At 66.5% G+C, this 17,357-nt stretch carries 17 protein-coding genes; 4 read left to right on the forward strand and 13 right to left on the reverse strand.

From position 1 onward, the window contains the following. Positions 1-40 precede the first annotated feature (40 nt). Positions 41-1,015 carry a Bug family tripartite tricarboxylate transporter substrate binding protein gene (locus ACT89O_RS24150; protein ID WP_487261414.1) on the forward strand — a complete coding sequence of 325 codons (975 nt, stop codon included), beginning with the start codon at positions 41-43 and terminating at the stop codon, positions 1,013-1,015. Positions 1,016-1,058: 43 nt separating this feature from the next. Here ACT89O_RS24150 and ACT89O_RS24155 read toward each other — a convergent pair whose 3' ends face one another. Next, entirely contained in the window at positions 1,059-2,003 is a 945-nt protein-coding gene (locus ACT89O_RS24155) for a LysR substrate-binding domain-containing protein (protein WP_487261415.1), read from the reverse strand. Positions 2,004-2,109: 106 nt separating this feature from the next. Here ACT89O_RS24155 and ACT89O_RS24160 point away from each other — a divergent pair, with 106 nt between their 5' ends. Together ACT89O_RS24160 and ACT89O_RS24165 are read left to right on the forward strand one after the other, a co-directional pair. Continuing rightward, positions 2,110-2,994 (forward strand): N-formylglutamate amidohydrolase, encoded by an 885-nt coding sequence (locus ACT89O_RS24160; protein WP_487261416.1) that lies wholly within the window; start codon positions 2,110-2,112, stop codon positions 2,992-2,994. A gap of 21 nt (positions 2,995-3,015) precedes the next feature. After that, positions 3,016-4,014, forward strand: a complete 999-nt coding sequence (locus ACT89O_RS24165) for a Bug family tripartite tricarboxylate transporter substrate binding protein (protein WP_121508130.1) — start codon at positions 3,016-3,018, stop codon at positions 4,012-4,014. 76 nt (positions 4,015-4,090) lie between these two features. On the opposite strand, the gene bufB is transcribed toward ACT89O_RS24165, so the two are convergent. The 6 genes from bufB to ACT89O_RS24195 form a co-directional block, all read right to left on the reverse strand. Next, positions 4,091-5,773 (reverse strand): MNIO family bufferin maturase, encoded by a 1,683-nt coding sequence (gene bufB, locus ACT89O_RS24170; protein ID WP_487261417.1) that lies wholly within the window; start codon positions 5,771-5,773, stop codon positions 4,091-4,093. Between the two features lie 152 nt (positions 5,774-5,925). Beyond that, complete coding sequence (gene bufA2 / locus ACT89O_RS24175) at positions 5,926-6,219, reverse strand: BufA2 family periplasmic bufferin-type metallophore (protein WP_121508129.1); 294 nt, start codon at positions 6,217-6,219, stop codon at positions 5,926-5,928. A gap of 148 nt (positions 6,220-6,367) precedes the next feature. Next, positions 6,368-6,856, reverse strand: a complete 489-nt coding sequence (locus ACT89O_RS24180; protein WP_487261418.1) for an NUDIX hydrolase — start codon at positions 6,854-6,856, stop codon at positions 6,368-6,370. A gap of 35 nt (positions 6,857-6,891) precedes the next feature. Beyond that, positions 6,892-7,392 carry a GNAT family N-acetyltransferase gene (locus tag ACT89O_RS24185; protein WP_487261419.1) on the reverse strand — a complete coding sequence of 167 codons (501 nt, stop codon included), beginning with the start codon at positions 7,390-7,392 and terminating at the stop codon, positions 6,892-6,894. Positions 7,393-7,414: 22 nt separating this feature from the next. Beyond that, positions 7,415-8,119 (reverse strand): riboflavin synthase subunit alpha, encoded by a 705-nt coding sequence (locus tag ACT89O_RS24190; protein WP_121508127.1) that lies wholly within the window; start codon positions 8,117-8,119, stop codon positions 7,415-7,417. Between the two features lie 78 nt (positions 8,120-8,197). Next, positions 8,198-9,553 (reverse strand): esterase-like activity of phytase family protein, encoded by a 1,356-nt coding sequence (locus tag ACT89O_RS24195; RefSeq protein ID WP_487261420.1) that lies wholly within the window; start codon positions 9,551-9,553, stop codon positions 8,198-8,200. Positions 9,554-9,742: 189 nt separating this feature from the next. On the opposite strand from ACT89O_RS24195, the gene ACT89O_RS24200 reads away from it, so the two are divergent. Next, positions 9,743-9,994, forward strand: coding sequence for a hypothetical protein (locus ACT89O_RS24200; protein WP_121421666.1), 252 nt, complete (start codon positions 9,743-9,745; stop codon positions 9,992-9,994). Between the two features lie 99 nt (positions 9,995-10,093). On the opposite strand, the gene ACT89O_RS24205 is transcribed toward ACT89O_RS24200, so the two are convergent. From ACT89O_RS24205 to ACT89O_RS24230, 6 genes are all read right to left on the reverse strand, one after another. Next, a complete protein-coding gene (locus tag ACT89O_RS24205; protein ID WP_487261421.1) occupies positions 10,094-11,470 on the reverse strand; it encodes an MATE family efflux transporter in 1,377 nt (458 codons plus the stop codon). After that, positions 11,467-11,988, reverse strand: a complete 522-nt coding sequence (locus ACT89O_RS24210) for a L,D-transpeptidase family protein (protein ID WP_487261422.1) — start codon at positions 11,986-11,988, stop codon at positions 11,467-11,469. The genes ACT89O_RS24205 and ACT89O_RS24210 overlap by 4 nt, the downstream gene beginning before the upstream one ends. Positions 11,989-11,994: 6 nt before the next feature. Next, positions 11,995-13,701, reverse strand: a complete 1,707-nt coding sequence (locus tag ACT89O_RS24215; RefSeq protein WP_487261423.1) for an NAD(P)-binding protein — start codon at positions 13,699-13,701, stop codon at positions 11,995-11,997. A gap of 149 nt (positions 13,702-13,850) precedes the next feature. Then, on the reverse strand, positions 13,851-15,413 hold the full coding sequence (locus ACT89O_RS24220) for a polyamine aminopropyltransferase (RefSeq protein WP_487261424.1): 1,563 nt from the start codon (positions 15,411-15,413) through the stop codon (positions 13,851-13,853). Between the two features lie 50 nt (positions 15,414-15,463). Beyond that, positions 15,464-15,685, reverse strand: a complete 222-nt coding sequence (locus tag ACT89O_RS24225) for a DUF350 domain-containing protein (protein ID WP_055398038.1) — start codon at positions 15,683-15,685, stop codon at positions 15,464-15,466. Between the two features lie 98 nt (positions 15,686-15,783). Further along, positions 15,784-17,274, reverse strand: coding sequence for a DUF4178 domain-containing protein (locus ACT89O_RS24230; protein WP_055398036.1), 1,491 nt, complete (start codon positions 17,272-17,274; stop codon positions 15,784-15,786). Positions 17,275-17,357: the final 83 nt, after the last annotated feature.

Below are 17,357 nucleotides of genomic sequence, written 5' to 3' on the forward strand. Positions count from 1 at the left end.
GCCAACGATCCATACACCACCCACGATGAAGGAGACACCCATGAAAAAACGCACCCTGCTGCACTGTGCCCTGGCACTGGCAACCGCCCCCCTGGCGTTCGGCGCTGCTGCGCAAGACTTTCCGCCCAAGAAGCCCGTCACGCTCGTCGTGGGCTTTGCCGCGGGCGGTGCAGCCGACGCGGCGGCGCGACTGATTGCCAAGAAGCTGGGTGAGAACATCGGCCAGTCGGTGGTGGTGGACAACAAAGGTGGCGCCGGCGGCAATATCGCGCACCAGTTCGTGGCCAATGCGGCACCCGACGGCACGGTGCTGCTGTTCGGCTCGGTGGGCCCGCTCACCATTGCGCCGCACTTGATGAAACTCACCTACGACCCGTTCAAGGACCTGGCGGCGATCTCAGGCGGCGTGAACTTCCCCAACGTGCTGGTCGTGCACAAGGCTGCAGGCGCAAAGACGCTGGCAGAGTTTGTGCAGCTGTCCAAGAAGAAGCCTGGCAGCGTTGACTTTGCCTCCACGGGCGCGGGCTCGGCATCGCACCTGGCGGGCGAGCTGTTCAACCAGCGGGCGGGCATCGACATGACCCACGTGCCCTACAAAGGTGGGGCACCCGCCTTGCAGGATTTGCTGGGCGAGCGCATCACCTCCTACTTTGCAGCCCCACCCACGGCCCTGCCGCACATCGAAACGGGCAGGCTGGTCCCACTGGCCACCACGGGTCTCACGCGGCCGGCCTATCTGCCCAATATCCCCACCGTGGCGGAATCGGGCTTTCCGGGCTTTGAGGCGCTCAACTGGTATGCGTTTGTGGCGCCGGGCAAAACGCCGGTGCCGCTGCTGGAGCGCTGGAACCAGGAGATCGTCAAGGTGCTCAACGACCCGGCCGTGAAGGACGCACTGAACAAGCACGGCCTGACGCCCCAGCCCACCTCACGCGCCGAACTCACCGCCTTCATGAAGAAGGAGTCGACCCAGTGGGCTGCCATCATCAAGGAGCGCAAGCTCACGGCGGACTGAGCTGGCCTCTGCGGGAAAGCGGTGCCCCGCCGCCCCATGCAGGTCAGGCCATCTTCTTGCGCGCCGCGCTGCCGCGTGCTGAAAAGCCGGCCCGTTCGCTGCTGGCCTGGGCCTCACCCACCAGCCAGCGTGTGAACCGCGCGACCGCTTCGTTCTCGGCCAGTGCTGCACGGCTGCACAGGTAATAGCCCCGGTCCGTGTTCACGGCCGGGCTGAAGGGCAACACCAGCTGGCCCGACGCCAGTTCGGCTTCGATCAGCATGGGCTGGATCACCGTGACCCCCATGCCCGCACAGGCTGCAACGATCAGGTTGTTGCCCAGATCAAACCCCGGGCCCAGTACGGGGGCTAGGTCTATCCCTGCGGCCTTTTGCAGCCACAGCGCCCAATTGCCGGGAAAGTTGATGTGCTGCAGCAGCGTTGCCTTGAGCAGATCACGCGGTTGGCGCAGCGTGGCCGCCAGCGCCGGGGTGCAAGCGGGCACGATCTCCCGCCCCGTCAGGTAGCGTGCACGGATGCCGCGCGGCCAAGCGCGCCCGGGGCGCTTCACATTGACCCACAGGTCCACGTCGTCGCGCGTGAAGCTCTCATCGTGGTGGAACGGCCGCAGCTCGATCTCGATGTCCGGGTGCAGCATGTGGAACTGGCCCAGCCGTGGGACCAGCCAGCGGGTGGCAAGGGTGGGTACTACGCTGACCCGCAGCCGACGCTTTGTAGCGCGCACCCCGAACCGGCTCACGGCAGTCTCCAGGCCTGCCACATGGGCCTCCACCAATTGCTGGAACTCGCGGCCCCGCGCCGTGGGTAGCACCCGGGGGCCGGAGCGGTCCAGCAGCGTGCATTCCAGCCGCTGCTCCAGCCGCTGCACTGCCCGGCTGACAGCCGCCTGGGTCACGAACAGCACACCCGCCGCCTGTCGAAAACTGCCAAGCTGGCAGACCGCAAGAAAGGCGTGCAACTCGGGCAGCGAGGGGGACTTGAACTGCATGGTGGTGATTACATCCGGTTATCAGCGCAGATCAAATTGTCGTTTGCCCGCAGGCACCTGGCTCCCTACGCTTCGCCCATCTGTCCCACCTTGATTCCCGAGAACCATGCAGCTACCCGAAGCCCTTCTCCCCGCCGCGCCCGTCCAGGTGCTCCGGCCCGCCACCGATGCCCCCATCCCTTTGGTCTGCGACTCTCCGCACAGCGGCACCGACTATCCGCCCGACTTTGGCTATGCCGTCTCCACCGCCGATCTGCGCAAGTGCGAAGACACCCATGTGCACTGGCTGTGGGACGCCGTGCCGCGTGTGGGCGGCACGCTGGTGCACGCCACCTTTGCGCGCAGCTACATCGACCCAAACCGCCATGAGCACGACATCGACCCCACCATGCTGGCCGATGCCTGGCCCGGCAATACCGCCCCTACCGCCCGCACCCTGGAGCTGGGCATGGGGCTGGTTCCCAGCCACACCCCCACGCACCAGCCCATCTACGCGCGCCGCCTGTCGGCCCAGGAGGTTGCGCATCGCATCACCCACTACTGGCGCCCATACCAACATGCGCTGGCACAGGCACTGGAGGCCGCCGCCCAGCATGGCCCGCGTTGGCACCTGAACTTGCACTCCATGCCCAGCAACGCCTACGAGCGGCTGGGCCGCGTGGCGCCCGGCCCGCTGGCCGACGTGGTGCTGGGCGACCTGAACGGTCGCAGCTGCAGCAGCGCATTCACCCAGCGCGTGGCCGAAGCTTTCCGCCGCCGCGGCTACTGCGTGGCCATCAACGACCCCTATGCAGGCCAGGAGCTGCTGCGCCGGTTCGGGGCGCCTTCGCGGGGTCATGAAAGCCTGCAGATCGAGATCAACCGGGCCATCTACCTGAACGAGCAGACGCGGGAGCCGCTGCCACACGCTAACCGCGTGCGCGCGGACATCACCGACCTGCTGCACGAGATGGCCGCCCATATCCGCAGCGTTTGCCTGGACAACGCCTGATTTCAACCAAGAGGACCCACCATGCCCACCCCCATGAACCGCCGCCGTTTTATCGCATCGACCAGCGCCGTGACGAGCGCCATTGCCCTGCCGGCACTGGCCCAGGCGCCCGACCGCTATCCCACACGTCCGATCACGCTGGTGGTGCCGTTTCCGCCCGGAGGCGCCGTAGACAACTCCGGCCGGGCGATAGCCGACAGGCTGGGCCGAGTGCTGGGGCAGCCCGTGATTGTGGAAAACAAAGGGGGCGCTGGCGGCACCATCGGCACCACGCAGGTGGCCAAGGCCCAGCCCGATGGCTACACGCTGATCGTCACCTCGCAGACCACGCATGTGATCAACCCCGCCCTGTCGGCCAGTCTGCCCTACGACGCGGTCAATGACTTCGCCCCCATCACGCTGATTGATCGCCTGGCCAATGTGCTCTTGATCACCCCCGGCCTGCCCGTGAAGAACTTCGCCGAGTTCGTGAAATACGTGAAGGAGAACCCGGGCAAGCTGAACTACGCCTCCTCGGGCAATGGCTCGCTGGCGTACCTGAGCATGGAGCTGCTCAAGGCCAAGCTGGGGCTGTCCATCACCCACATCCCATACAGGGGCGCTGGCCCGGCGCTGACCGACCTGCAGGCGGGCCAGGTGCACATGACCTGGAACAACCTGTCCTCCAACCTCAGCATGGCTCAGAACGGTCGCCTGCGCGCTCTGGCGGTGGCATCGCCAATCCGCGCTCCCCAGCTGCCGGATGTCCCGACCTTCGACGAGCTGAAGTTGCCGGAGCTGAACCTGACTTCCTGGACAGGTCTTGCCGCACCTGCAAAAACGCCGGAATCCATCGTTGCGCAGCTCTACGAAGCGATGCGTACCGTGTTGCGTGATCCGCAAACACAAAGGGCATGGAATGACCGCGGCGCTATGCTGCCTGATACCGTGAAGCCCGCAGAGTTTCGCAAGGAGATTCAGCAGCGCATCGGTTTTTACAAGAACATCGTGAAGACCCACAAGATCTCCGTGGATCAATAGTGCCCACTCCCCATTCGTGCGGAATGGGCGAAACATATCCCCGACCTCGTGCGCATGCGGGCATGTGCGCAAGCCATCAGTACGTTGGAACATCGCCTTCAACTGGCCCATCCGCTCGCACCAGCCCATCATCCAGCAACTGCGCAAGCCAGCCGCCGAGCACGGTGGGGTCGCCTTGCCACAGGCCGCTGCCCAGCAGCGCCGCGCAGGCGTCGTGCACCGAGGCACCGGCGTGCAGCGCTTGCACCCAGGCGACCTCGGCCGCGTCGAGCGTGCGAAAGTGCGGCTGGTGGCCTTTGCGCCAGACCAGCAGCGTGGCCGGTGCAGGCAGGGCCACGGCCTCGGGCACGTCGTCGTCGGTATGGATGGCGTTCCACACCCCCACAACGTTCGTCGTGATCGCGCGCAGCAAGGCGCTGGGGTGCAGTACACCAGGGCGGGTGGTCCAGGTGTCCGACGCCTGAGCAGCCGCAGTCTCCAAGGTCGACACATCGGCACTGTCAAAGCGGGTGCGCAGATCCCAGTCGAGCTGGGCCAGTTCATGCAGCTCGGGGTTGTCGGGGTACGCCGCGCGCAGCGTGCCCACCAGGCCTTCGCCATAGCGGTTCAGGCTGCGCGTGCGCGGCGGATGGGCCACGGCGTAGTCGCGCGCATGGGCCTCGAAGGTGTCTGACCCCATGTAGAGGCAAGTCTTGGCATAGGTGTCGGCCAGCACCTCGGCCAGCCGGGCGCGGTAGGCATGGTGGTAGATGGGCAGGCGACCTGTGATGAGGTCTTCGGGCATTTCGGGCGGCAGCGCATTCGCCAGCACGCGGTCGGCAAAGTGGCGCTGCACCACAGCCAACCCTGCCGGTCCCACTATGGGGTCCAGGGTGATGGCGGAGATAGCGGGGATGGCGACGGGCACAAAAGAGGGGACAGGCGAGGCCACATGCTCCGCGGCAACGCGCCGGGCGATGGCCATTTCATCCAGCAGCTCGGCCAGCGGCGGGATGTGGTCGTCGCGCTCGATCATCGCGGCCACGGCGCCAAAACGCTGGCAGGCCTGTGCATACAGGTCCCACACCGGCAGCGCCACCGGGTGGTCGTGCGTGTCGATGATGTGGTCGCCGTTGTCGCTGTGCCCAGCCAGGTGAATTTGCTGCACCCGGTGTGCGGGCAGGGCATGCAGATAGCTCAGTGGGTCAAAGCCATGGTTCACGCTGCTCACGTAGATGTTGTTCACATCCACCAGCAACAGGCAGTCGGCCTCTTGCGCAATGTGGGCCAGAAACTGCCACTCGCTGGCGCTGTCATGCCGGTAGCGGATATAGCTCGACACGTTCTCCAGCACCAGCCTGCGTCCCAGCACATCCTGTGCGCGACGGATCTGTGCGATCACATGGCGTGCAGATTCGTCGGTGTAGGGCAGCGGGTACAGGTCGTGCAACTGCTCGGGGCCAGGGCCCGTCCAGCACAGGTGGTCGGACACCCACAGCGGCTCGATACGGTCAGCCAGCGCCTTCACGCGCTGCAGATACGGCACATCCACGCCCTGCGACGCACCGATGGACATGGCCACGCCATGCATGGCCACGGGGTAGTCGCGCCGGATGGCATCGATCACCGCCAGAGGTTTTCCACCGTCGATGAGGTAGTTGTCGGTGATGATTTCCAGCCAGTCGAGCGGCTGCTTGCGCGCGAGGAAATCGGCGTAGTGCTGCGTGCGCAGTCCCAGGCCAAAGCCGGTGCCGCGCGTAGCGATGAGGTCATGTGCCATGGCGAAATCAAGGTATCAAAGTGCGGGCACTGGGCATGATCGCCGAGACTGGCACGCCCTGATGCCAGCACCGCCGCGCAAGGGCCGCCCCGCCGCGCTGGCGGTGTCCCCCTGGGGGGATGGCGCGCAGCGCCTCAGGGGGGCTTGTTGCCTTATCCCTTGATGTCGCCGATGGTGCCCTTCTCCATCAGGCACTGAGCGGCTGTCTTGGCCTTGAAGCCGTGGCCCTTGCATGCGTTCTGGCCCTTGCAGCTGTGCTCGGCCGTGGAGCAGTCGCTATTGCCCTTGCAGTCGTGCACGTTGTAGCAGTGCACCTTGTCGTTGGCGCCGATGGCGGCGCCTTTGGAGCCCTTGGGCGCGTCGGCTGCAAAGCTGGTGGATGCCAGTGCCAGCAGCGCGGCAGACAGGGCGAAAGATGCAGTGGTCTTGGTGTTCGTGGACAGCATGGCGGGTAACTCCGTAGGCGTTAAGGGATGAGTAATCAGGTGGTTAGATCGCGCTGCACCGTGCCGCGCTCTCTGCCTGGTAATTCGTCCCCCGCACGCTGCGGGTTACATGCAGTCCAAAAAAACTTTTTTGCGTGGTGCCTCGGCGCTATTGCGCAGAAGGTTCGGTCACCGAAATGTCGGTGTGCACCAGCGTCAGCGGAAACCGCTGGCCCGCCAGGTAGTCCTCCAGGCAGCGCAGCAGCAGGGGGCTGCGATGGCGCTCGGGGCAGGCGCGGATCTCATCGGCCGTGAGCCACAGCGTGCGCACGATGCCGGTGTCGAGCGTGCGCCAGTCGTGGTGCGTGCCCAGCGAGCCCGCAAACGCAAAGCGCATGTAGGTGATGTCGTCGCCCGTGCGCGTCTTGATGAAGCGGTTGAGGTACACGCCGATCAGCGCCGTGGGCTCGAAGTCGTGCGCGGTTTCTTCCAGCACCTCGCGGGCGCAGGCCTGGATGGGCGATTCGCCCGGGTCCAGGTGGCCGGCAGGGTTGTTGAGCTTGAGGCCGTCGGTGGTTTCTTCCTCGACCAGCAGAAAGCGGCCATCGCGCTCGATGAGGGCGGCCACGGTGACGTTGGGTTTCCAGCGGTGGGGCATGGCGCGCATTATGACGAGGGGCGGTGACGCCAAGCCTACAGCGCTCGCGCCATGTACACCGCGCCTTCGCCGTAGCTGGCCAGGCGGGCCTGCTGGGTGGCGTCCTGCAAGGGGTGCAGCGCATAGCCCTGCCGCTCCCAGTAGGCCTGCGAGCCCTGCACCGAGACCAGCGCGCTGTGCCGCAGCCCTTCTGCGCGGGCCTGCGCCCACAGGGGCTGCAGCAACGCGTGGGCCAGGCCTTGCCCCGCATGGGCAGGGAGCACGGCCATGTCGTGCAGGTACAGCGTGTCGTGTAGCGCCACGGCCTCAAAGTCGCCGTGCAGCGGGGTGACCTTGCCGAGCACGCTGCGGTAGGCCGCCAGGTAGGCGCACACCGTGCCGCCGCGCTCCAGCACCACCGAGCAATTGGCGGGGCTGGCGAGGCGGCGGGCAAACACCTCGCCACTTTCCACAAACCCCTCGCCATAGCAGGCCAGCTGCACGGCCAGCAGGTCGGCCAGATCGCGCAGCGCCAGCGGGCGCACCACCACGGACATGAGTGAGCTTGGTTTTGGTCAATCAGTGCGGCAGCACGGGCGCCTGCACAAAGTCGTCGAGCGACAAGCCCTTTTCCTTCAGCAGCGCCTCCAGCACGGGCTGCAGGCGGCCCAGGCTCTCCTGCACGGCCTCGCGCACGGTGTCCACCACCACCTGGGTGCTGCGCTCGATCTCGATGTTCAGGCGGTCGCCCACCTTCTTGGCTTCAAACACCGTGGCACGGCGCGTTTCGGGAATCATCCAGATCTCGAACCAGCCCTCCTGCCGGTTCACCTCGGCCACCGTCAGGCTGGCCCCGTGGATGGCGATGTAGCCCTTGGCGAAGATGTAGCGGCGAAACGCCTCGGGCACAGCCACGCGCCACACCAGGTTGTTGTCGAACTCGCGCCGCTCGATGAGTGTGCCGGTGAAGTCCACATGGCCCGACAGCGGATGGCCGCCAATCTCGGCACCGTCCTTGGCCGCGCGCTCCACGTTCACGCGGTCGCCCTGGCCGTAGCTGCCCAGCGTGGTGATGTTCAGGCTCTGCAGCATCACGTCGAAGTTGGCCTGCGTGGGCGACAGGATCTCGGTGACCGTGAGGCACACGCCATCGGTGGCCACACTGGCGCCAATCGCCAGGTCCTGGCAGAAGCCTTCGGGAAAATCGAGCGTGAAGGTGCGCAACCCTGCGCGGTCGTGAATGGCGGCAATGCCTGCCGTGGCTTGGACGATGCCTGTGAACATGGTGGCGCGGCTTCCGGGTACGTTGGAACGGGAACCGGGAATTTTGCCACCCGGCCCCCACCGCGCGCTGGTGCCGGGTTACTTGGCGCGCAAGAGTTCGCCCACTTCCAGCAGCACCAGCTCGTTGTCATCCGCCTTGTTCGGCTCGCGACTGCTGCTCAAGGGCAGGTTGTTGTCGTTGCCCACCACGATGTGCGTGCTGTCCACGATGTCCACGTTCTCGATGGTGAAGAACGGGAAGGTCAACACACCGTTGTTCAGCGGCTTCTTGGCCAGGCGCTGCGGGTCCTGGATGTTCATGAGGTCGATGTAGCCCACCTTGCGGATCTCGCCGCCCACGTTGGCGTCGCTCATCTCCACCTTGTAGACGCGCTTGAACTTGGCCAGGTCGTGGAAGCAATCCGTGCGCTTCTGGCCTTCGGGGCAGGCCTTGTCGGCCGTGCCTTCGCCGTTGTCGCGCTCGATGATCAAACCGGTCGTGCCGTCGATCATGTTGAAGTCGCCAATCGCGTGGTGGTTGGCCTCCAGCACGTACTTCCAGTGGCGGCCGGTCCATTGCTCGGTCTTCACGTCGAACTCCAGCACGCGCAGGTACTGCTTGCCGCCCACGTTTTCATACGCCTTGGCGTCGTCGTTCCACAGCGCGCCTTCCAGCAGGGCGTAGAGCTTGCTGCCATCCTTGCTGGCGGCCATGCCTTCGTAGCCCTTGGAGCGCTTGACCACAAACGCAGTGGGCTTGGCATCAGGCGCGCCGGGCATGAGCACGCCGGGCGCATCGGGCGATCGCACGGTCTTGCCGTCCACCTGGGTCTCGAAAACGCCGAGCACCTTGCCATTCAGGTCGGCCTTGATGAGGAAAGGGCCGAACTCATCGCCAATCCACAGCGCGCCACCGGCGAACTGGAAGCTCTCGGGGTCGAAGTCGGCACCGGTCAGGTAGCGCTTGTCGGTGCCTTCGTGCGTGATGCGAAACGGGATCTTCTTGTCGGGGTCGTGCAGGAAGATGGTCTTGAGGCGATTGAACTGGCCGCTTTTGAAGTCCACGGTGTAGTGGCTCAGGTGCAGCATGAAGTCGGGCGAGTTGGCCTTGGAGCCGGCACCGTTGTCAGTCAGGATCCAGAACGATCCATCGGCCATGCGCTTGATGCCCGAGTGGCCCTGGATGGGCTGGCCCTGGAACGGCAGCGACACGCCGGTGTCGCGGCCGCCCGACTGGCCCATCACGCTGCCCACGGCGTCCACCCGGCGGGGCGTGGTGAACTTGCCCGCCACCTGCAGGTCGTGTGGCGCATCCTTGGGCGCGGCAATCATCGTCAGGGCGGGCAGCACCGCGTGGCCGGTCAGCGTGGCGGGGTAGGCCTGCTGGGCCAAGGCTGCAGAAGAGGCGGCACACAGCAGGGCTGCACTGGCAGCGATGAAGGAAAGTCGGGACATGTTCATGGGGAATAAAGCCAAAACCCGCACAATGCCGCGCCCTTGTGACGCCACCATGAAAGGCAGGCACCAGGATATGCCCTGGCATACAGCCGATGGACACGGACCTTTTGCCAGGTTCGAGAGTCACACCCGCCTTGCGCTCCCCCACCATTCCCCACCCACAACGCTGGACAGCACCTATTCCCTATGGACACCCTTTCTGCATTGCAATCCCTCGGTCTGGAACTGCCCAGCCCCGCCTACATCGCGGGCGCCATCGTGTTTGGCCTGATCGGCATGGCGGCTTTCTGGCACGGCAAAAGAGCGCAGCAGCCACGCACCCGCTGGTGGGGCGTGGCGCTCATGTTCTACCCCTACGCGGTTTCGCGGACCTGGATGCTGTTTGCGGTGGGCGTGGCGCTGTGTGCGGGTCTGTGGCTGGACATGCGGCGCGGCTGAAACGCAGGCCAGGGCTGCGCGCAAACGCTATGATTTTCATAGCTTATTGCGCTTGATGGATAAGCGACAGGGCCATTTTTAGTGAAAATTTCTGGCGCATCACACCAGCCGCTGCAATGCCTGGCGCCGCCATACCCCGTGGAAGTACAGCCCCTGCAGCACCAGGGCGCACAGGTACGTGGCGGGGTAGGCCACCCAGGTGGCCACCAGCCCAAACTGGCGCCCCAGCAGCCAGCCCAGCGGCACGATGAGGCAGGCCAGGCACCCCAGTGAAATGAGCGTGGGTGCCAGCACCGTGCCACTAGCACGCATCACGCCGGAATACACGCTGGCCCATCCAAAAAACACCGCGCCCCACACCGTGATGGGCAGCACGCGTGCGGCGATGTCGATCACGCGGGCATCGGCCACAAACAGGCCCACCACCCAGGGCGCAGCGCCAAACATCAGCAGGGCCAGGCCGCCGGTGAGGAGCAGGTTCATGCGCATGCCGGTGCGCGTGACGGCCGCCAGCTGCTGCCCGTGGCCCGCACCAATGGCCTGCGCCGCAAACACCGACGACGCAATGGCCACGGCCATCGCCGGGAACAGCACATACGACATCACCTGGCTGGCGGCCCCCCACGCCGCCGTGGCTGCCGAGCCGTGCGCGTTGACCAGGCTGAGCAGGCCCAGGTCGGCCAGCGAGCCGGTGATGAAGAACAGGCCCGTGGGCACGCCCAGCCGCACCAGGGTGCGCAGCAAGGCAGCGTCCAGCCGCAGATGCGCGGCCAGCGCCCGCGTGGGGGCCAGCACATGCGCGCGGCGCCGCAGGTGCCAGGCCGTGTAGCCCAGCGAGCACAGCGTGGCCAGCAGCAGCGCGGCCACGCCGCCCAGAATGCCCAGCGCAGGCAGCCCGAGGGCGGGCACGCCCCGGATGAACAGCGGCGCGCACACCAGCGTGACCGACAGCGACACCACCAGCGCGCGCAGCGGCGTGACGGTGTCGCCCGTGCCACGCAGCAGCGCCGCCGTGAGCATGGAGGTGAACAGCACGGGGAACAGCACCATCATCCCCTGCGCATAGACCACCGCCTGGGGCAGCACGTCGGCCGGCGTGCCCAGCAGCAGCATCAGGGGCCGCACGGCCAACAGCCCCACGGCGGCCAGCACCAGGCCCAACAGCACCCCGGCGCACAGCGTGGTGCCCGCCACGGCATGCAGCCGTGCGTGGTTGCGCGCGCCAAAGGCCTGGCCGACCAGGATGGACGATCCATTGCCCAGCCCGAAGATGAAGGCGCTGAGCAGCAGGAACAGCGGCATGAACGACGCCACCGCTGCCAGCGAGCCCGCACCCAGCAGCCGTCCCACATAGATGTGGTTCACCGTGCCGGAAAGCGCCTGCAGGATGTTGGTGAGCACCAGTGGCCCCAGGAAGCCGAGAAAGCGCCGGTCGAGCGAAGGCGGCGGGCTACCGGGGTGGGACTTGTCCGTCATGGTGCTGCGCCCTCCATGAGCCTGGGGGTCTGGGTGCTGTGGATGCACACCAGCGTGCCCACGGCCACCCGGTCAAACAGGTCGATCACATCGGCGTTGGTCATGCGCACGCAGCCGTGCGAGGCGGGTACGCCCATGGGCAGGCCATCGGGGCAGCCGTGCAGGTAGATGAAGCGGCGCAGCGTGTCCACCGGCCCGCCTCGGTTGAGGCCAGGCTCGCAGCCGGTGAGCCAGAGGATACGGCTCAGGATCCAGTCGCGGCCGGGGTGTGCTGCAGCCAGCTCGGGGGCATACAACTCGCCCGTGGCGCGCCGCCCCACAAAGACCGTGCCAGGCGCACAGCCCGCGCCCACCTTGGCGCGCACGCGGTGCAGACCGCGGGGAGTGCAGCCGCTGCCGTTGTGTTCGCCCACGCCGTTCAGGGCGGTGGATACCGGGTAGGTGCGCAGGATGGCCCCGTCCAGCATCAGGTGGAGCTTCTGCCGCGCCACGTCGATGTGCACTTCGGGGACTGCCATCGGCATTCAGCCCGCCGCCACCAGCCCGGCACCGTGCCCGCGCGTGAAGGCCTCTTCAAACACCGAATAGCCCGACCAGTCGCTGTGCGCAAACGCGAGCCGCGCCGTGGTGGGGGTGGGAATCCAGGGCGATTGCTCACCATTTGATAGCTGCTTGCGCTTACCTGATAAGCGCTGGAGGCCAATTTGGCTCAAAAACTGCTGTGTACCCGGCACCGGGATGGCCATGGCGTGGCCGTAGCGGGTGATGTCCACGCGTGTGGCGCGCTGGCGCAGGTCGGGGTGGGGCACGGCCAGGGTGGCCAGCGCGGCCTCGGCCCACGGTTGCCAGGGCTGGGTGGCCAGCTGCTGGCGGCCGCCCTGCACATCGCCCAGCGCCTGGTAGTAGGTGAGCACGGTGGGCCCGGCCAGCGCGGCGCCCGTGTCCAGCCGCTGGTGCCCGGCGTTCACGTACCCCAGGCCGCCCGCGGTGGGGTCGGCATAGAGCACGTTGTCCCACGCGGGGGCAGCGCCGGGGCGGTCGGTGAGCGGGCTGTCGATGTGGATGTTGGCCACCAGCCAGGGGGCCGACTGCAGGCGCTGCGCTGCGCCGGTCAAAAAAGCGGGCGGGTTGTGCACCACCCGCGCCGCCACGAACACGGGCAGCGCCACGACGCAGCGCGGCGCCTGCCACCGCTCCACGCTGTCAGTGGCATGGTTGAAGGCGTCCACCTCCACGCCGTGGCGGGTTTCGGTGATGCGCAGCACACTGGTGGCGGTGCGCAGCTGGCCGCCCCCATTCACAGTGTTGGCAAGCGGTTCGGCCAGGCGCTGGGTGATCCAGCCATTGCCTTCGGGCCAGGTGAGCACGCTTTCGCGCGCCTCATCCACCAACTCGCCGGGCGCGTGAAAGCCGTGGCGGCTGGCAAAGTAGTGGATGCCCGCCCAGGCCGACACGCGCGCGACGCCCGCGCCGTAGTCGTCGCGGCAGCAGTAGTTCAGGTACCAGAGCAGGTGCTCGTCATCCAGGCCCTCTTGCGCCAGCCAAACACTGAAAGTCATGGCATCCAGCGCTTGATGGGCGGGCGCTAGAGGCTTTTTTGGCCCCAACAGCTTGAGCGCAGGCATGGCAAACCGCGCGGCCTTCGCCTCTCGCTCCACCGCCTGTGCAAAGCGGCGGTATTGGGCCAGCGTGGCTTCGCCCACGCCGTGCACGGGCAGCAGGCCTTCTTGCCACTCGCCGTCAAAAAACAGGCGCTCCTGCGGGCTGTGGCACAGGTGGCGTTCGTCGTACTGCCAGCGGCCAGCCACGCGGCGGCGCAGGCCTAGCTCTTCCAGCAGATCCTGCACCTCGCGCGCATCATCACCGGGCACCGGCAGGTAGTGCGCGCCCAGCGGGCAGGCAATGCCGCTCACAGCCCCGCCCCGGCTGTTGCCGCCTGCGGTGTCTTCCAGCTCCAGCAGCGCAAAGTCCTCCACCCCCGCCAGCCGCAGCGACCGCGCCGCAGCGAGCCCCGCCACGCCACCGCCCGCGATGATGACCTGGGCACGGCGGACTACGCTGGGGGCGGGCAAGGTGCCGGTCTTGAGCAGGTCGCGCAGCTGGTGGCCCCGCGCCATGTCGATGCCGGTGAAGCCGCCTTCCAGCGCGCGTGGTGCACGGTCGCAACCCGGCAGCAGCATGCCCGTGGCGGCCGAGGCTGCAGCGGTGGCAAGGAAGTGGCGGCGTTGCATGGGAGGCTGATTCTGATTCAGCGTTGAAGGGCGCAGCGCTCGCAACCGGCACGCTCCGATGCCAGCGCACCCGTGGAACTGGCTCTGCCAGGCCACCGGGTGCGTCCCCCTGGGGGGAAGACGCGAAGCGGCTCAGGGGGGTGTCCCATCTAGTGCTTTCCCCATTCGCGTTCGTACGTGTGCACCAGCGCCTGGTTCGACAGCCGGTTCACCTCGGCAGGCACGCGCGCCATGTCGAGCGGAAAGTCGAACAACAGCGGCAGCGTGTCGGCACCCAAGAACCGCAAATCGGCTGGCAGTGCCTCCGGCAGGCGCCAGGGCCTGCGGCTGGCGATGATGAAACCCCATTCGCCAAAGCTGGGTACATGCGCGTGGTAGGGCGCCGTCTGCAGGCCGCTGGATTCGATGGTCTGCGCCACCGTCCAGTAGCTTTTGCGCGCGACCAGCGGGGAGGTGGTCTGCACCACCGCGTAGCCGCTGGCGGCCAAGCGCTTGTCCAGCAGCGCGTAAAAGCTGTTGGTGTAGAGCTTGCCGATGGAGAAATTGGTAGGGTCGGGAAAGTCCACCACGATGACATCAAAGGTGTCCGACCCATCCTGCAGCCAGCCAAATGCATCGGTGTTGACGATCTTCACCTTGGGGTTCTGCAGCGCGTGGCCGTTGAGCTGCGCAAGGCGCGGGTTCTCGCTGAAGATCTTCGTCATGGCTGGGTCCAGCTCCACCAGCGTCACGGACTCGACCGAGGGGTACTTGAGGATCTCGCGCACGGCCATGCCGTCGCCGCCGCCCAGCACCGCCACCTTCTTCGGTGCACCGTGGGCCGCCATCGCTGGATGCACCAGCGCCTCGTGGTAACGGTATTCGTCGGCCTGCGCAAACTGCAGGTTGCCGTTGAGGTACAGCCGGTGCCCCAGGCGGCCCTGTGTGACCACGATGCGCTGGTAGGGCGACGCAGTGCTGAAGACGATGCGGTCCTGGTAGAACTTGTCTTCGGCCACACTGGTGATCTGCTCGGCCCCCGCCAGCGCGGCCAGCAAGATGCCCAGCACCATCACGCAGGCCGCCAGGTGCGCCTTCAGGCGCCGCAATTCGTGCCGGAACAGCCACACCGCCCACAATGCCACGGCCGCATTCATCACGCCAAACAGCAGCCCCGTGCGGATGAGCCCCAGGTGCGGCACCAGGAGCAGCGGAAACGCCATCGACACCGCCAGCGCGCCCAGGTAGTCAAACGTGAGCACCTGCGAGACCAGGTCCTTGAGCGCCACGTTGCGCTTCAAGATGCGCATCACCAGGGGAATCTCCAGCCCCACCAGCGTGCCCACCATCAACACCATGCCGTACAGCAGAAACCGGAAAGCGCCGGGCGTGTACGCATTGGCCAGGAACAGCGTGGCTGGCAAGGCTCCGCCAATCAGCGCCACCAGCAATTCGATGCGCAAGAAGTGCGCGGGCAGTTGCCGCTCGAAGTACCGCGACAGCCACGAGCCCACGCCCATGGCAAACAGGTAGGTGCCGATGATGGTGGAAAACTGCAGCACCGAGTCGCCCAGCACATACGACGCCAGCGCGCCCGCCGCCAGCTCGTACAGCAGGCCGCAGGCGGCCACCACAAACACGCTGATGAGCAGGGCGATTTCGATGGGGCGGGGGCCGGCGGTGGCGCCCGGGGCCTCGGACGGCGAGGCAGGAGAAGTCAGGTCGGATTGCAAGGCAGGTACCGGCGCGCCGCAAGGGCGCGCGCCGTTTCAGGCAAGGTGCGTCAGTGAATGGCCGCCGCCACGATGATGCTGATCCCCAGGCACATCGCCGCCACCACCATGGCCAGGGCCTTGTTTTGTTTCTCGACGATCTCGCGCCACAGGTCGTAGGGCGTGATCTTGTCCACGATGACAAAACACAGCCAGAAAATGACCACGCCAATCAGCGCGTACAGCATGGACCCGAGGAAGGCTGCGGGCCGGAGCCATTCGATTCCCATCATGGTGTGAACTCCTTGAAACGGTGGTGTGTAGGTGGTGGTGGGGTGGTGAAGACGGGGCTCATGGATCTGTCTGCAGGCAGGCGCCTTGGAGCGCCCGCCTACTTGTGGCTTCCGCCGGACGAGTATCCGCCGAACGAGCCGCCCGAGCTGCGGTAGCCGCTGCCCGATGACCCCGAACAATTGCTCAGGATGATCAGCAGGATGATGATGATGATCGCAATCAGGATGATGGTGCCGCAGCCCAGGCCCGACTTGGCGGTGAAGGGGCCGGGGTCGTCGCGCTGCAGTACATCGGCCTTGTCTTCGAGCTTGAAGGCCTTGGCCACGGTGTCGCTGGCCAGCTTGTCACCGGCGGACCAGGTGACTTCGTTCGGCGTCTGCTCCAGCGACAGCAGGCCCTTGGCGCTCGCAAAGTCGCGGTTGCTGGTTTTCTGGCCCCGCGTGACCTGCCAGTAGAACTCGCCCAGCACGTAGGTGGTTTCAGCCTCGTAGGTGTACTTGAGCTCGTATTTGGTGCCCATGTAGGTGGCGGTGCGACCGTTGGAGGAGAGCTGCGGCGCGCCGGTGGTGGGGCGCACCATGCTCCAGCCTTCTTCGGAATCGACCAGGAAGGCAAACCCGCGCTTCTGGTTGTAGAGCAGGTATTCGCTCCAGCCAAAGTGCTCGTCGTCGCCCGGCTCCACGCCCATGCGGTGCTGAAAACCCACCACCTGCCAGTGCACACCCTGCAGCTGGCCCTTGCTGCCCAGCGGAATGAGGGGCTGCACGGGCTCGTCCTGCTCGGCCGAGCGCAGTTCGCCGCCCACGCCGCTATCGAGGCTGATGATGCTGGCGCAGGAACCGCAGGTGATGCTTTTGGTGCCCGCCAGCTTCACCTGCACGGGCGCGCCGCAGTGCGGGCAGTTGAACTGGCGGCCTTTTTCGTCCTTGGCGGATTCGTCCTTGAGGCCCTGGAGCTGCAGGTCTTCCAGCAGTACCGACTTGCCGCGCTCCACGTTGGGCGGGGTGTGGCCGTAGTCGATGCTGACCACTTCACCGTCGGCGCTGCGCAGCTCGACCATGCCAAAGGGCTGGCCCAGCGGCGGCAGCTTGGGCAGCTCGCCCTGGGCAGAGATCAGCGATGCCTGGCCGGTGTAGGCCACGCTGTAGGGCTTGCCGTTGATGGCGGTGGTGGTGCCGATGCGAAAGCGCTCGGGCGCAGGCATTTCGCGGCCGGGGTCGATGGGGCGCGTGAAGACATAGGCACCGTTGTCCTCGCCCAGCGTGGCCAGGGTGCCGTCGTTCAGGAAGGCGGCCCATTCGGTCCAGACCCCTGCATCGCCTTTGTATTGCAGGCGACCCACCAGGGTGAAGGGCACATCCTTGCCGTCGAGCTGGATGCGCCCGCTGGCCATGAGCTGCAGGGGGCTGTGGTCGTCGAACAGCTCGGCCATCTTGCCCAGGCGCGTGAGCACGTCGCCGCTGCGCACAACGGTGCTCTGGCAGTAGCCGCAGACGGCGTGCGTGGACTGCGCGCTGCGGAATTCAACCGGCGCGCCGCAGCCCGGGCAGGGCGCGCGGTAGTAACGCTGTGTGGGGTCGGTGGCCATCGTGGGGCTGCTGCCTGCGCCGCGCTACACGGCTTTGAGGCCTTTTTGGCCTCTAGCGCTTATCCCTCCAGCGCAAACAGCTA

The organism is Acidovorax sp. NN32 (assembly GCF_057597245.1).

Coding starts and splice junctions, on each gene's coding strand:
- bufB (WP_487261417.1), bottom strand. CDS start 5,773: ATGGCACATGACCTCATCGCTACGCGCGGCACCGGCTTTGGCCTGGGA.
- ACT89O_RS24155 (WP_487261415.1), bottom strand. CDS start 2,003: ATGCAGTTCAAGTCCCCCTCGCTGCCCGAGTTGCACGCCTTTCTTGCG.
- ACT89O_RS24230 (WP_055398036.1), bottom strand. CDS start 17,274: ATGGCCACCGACCCCACACAGCGTTACTACCGCGCGCCCTGCCCGGGC.
- ACT89O_RS24205 (WP_487261421.1), bottom strand. CDS start 11,470: ATGACGGACAAGTCCCACCCCGGTAGCCCGCCGCCTTCGCTCGACCGG.
- bufA2 (WP_121508129.1), bottom strand. CDS start 6,219: ATGCTGTCCACGAACACCAAGACCACTGCATCTTTCGCCCTGTCTGCC.
- ACT89O_RS24200 (WP_121421666.1), top strand. CDS start 9,743: ATGGACACCCTTTCTGCATTGCAATCCCTCGGTCTGGAACTGCCCAGC.
- ACT89O_RS24225 (WP_055398038.1), bottom strand. CDS start 15,685: ATGATGGGAATCGAATGGCTCCGGCCCGCAGCCTTCCTCGGGTCCATG.
- ACT89O_RS24150 (WP_487261414.1), top strand. CDS start 41: ATGAAAAAACGCACCCTGCTGCACTGTGCCCTGGCACTGGCAACCGCC.
- ACT89O_RS24210 (WP_487261422.1), bottom strand. CDS start 11,988: ATGGCAGTCCCCGAAGTGCACATCGACGTGGCGCGGCAGAAGCTCCAC.
- ACT89O_RS24195 (WP_487261420.1), bottom strand. CDS start 9,553: ATGTCCCGACTTTCCTTCATCGCTGCCAGTGCAGCCCTGCTGTGTGCC.
- ACT89O_RS24160 (WP_487261416.1), top strand. CDS start 2,110: ATGCAGCTACCCGAAGCCCTTCTCCCCGCCGCGCCCGTCCAGGTGCTC.
- ACT89O_RS24185 (WP_487261419.1), bottom strand. CDS start 7,392: ATGTCCGTGGTGGTGCGCCCGCTGGCGCTGCGCGATCTGGCCGACCTG.
- ACT89O_RS24215 (WP_487261423.1), bottom strand. CDS start 13,701: ATGCAACGCCGCCACTTCCTTGCCACCGCTGCAGCCTCGGCCGCCACG.
- ACT89O_RS24190 (WP_121508127.1), bottom strand. CDS start 8,119: ATGTTCACAGGCATCGTCCAAGCCACGGCAGGCATTGCCGCCATTCAC.
- ACT89O_RS24165 (WP_121508130.1), top strand. CDS start 3,016: ATGCCCACCCCCATGAACCGCCGCCGTTTTATCGCATCGACCAGCGCC.
- ACT89O_RS24180 (WP_487261418.1), bottom strand. CDS start 6,856: ATGCCCCACCGCTGGAAACCCAACGTCACCGTGGCCGCCCTCATCGAG.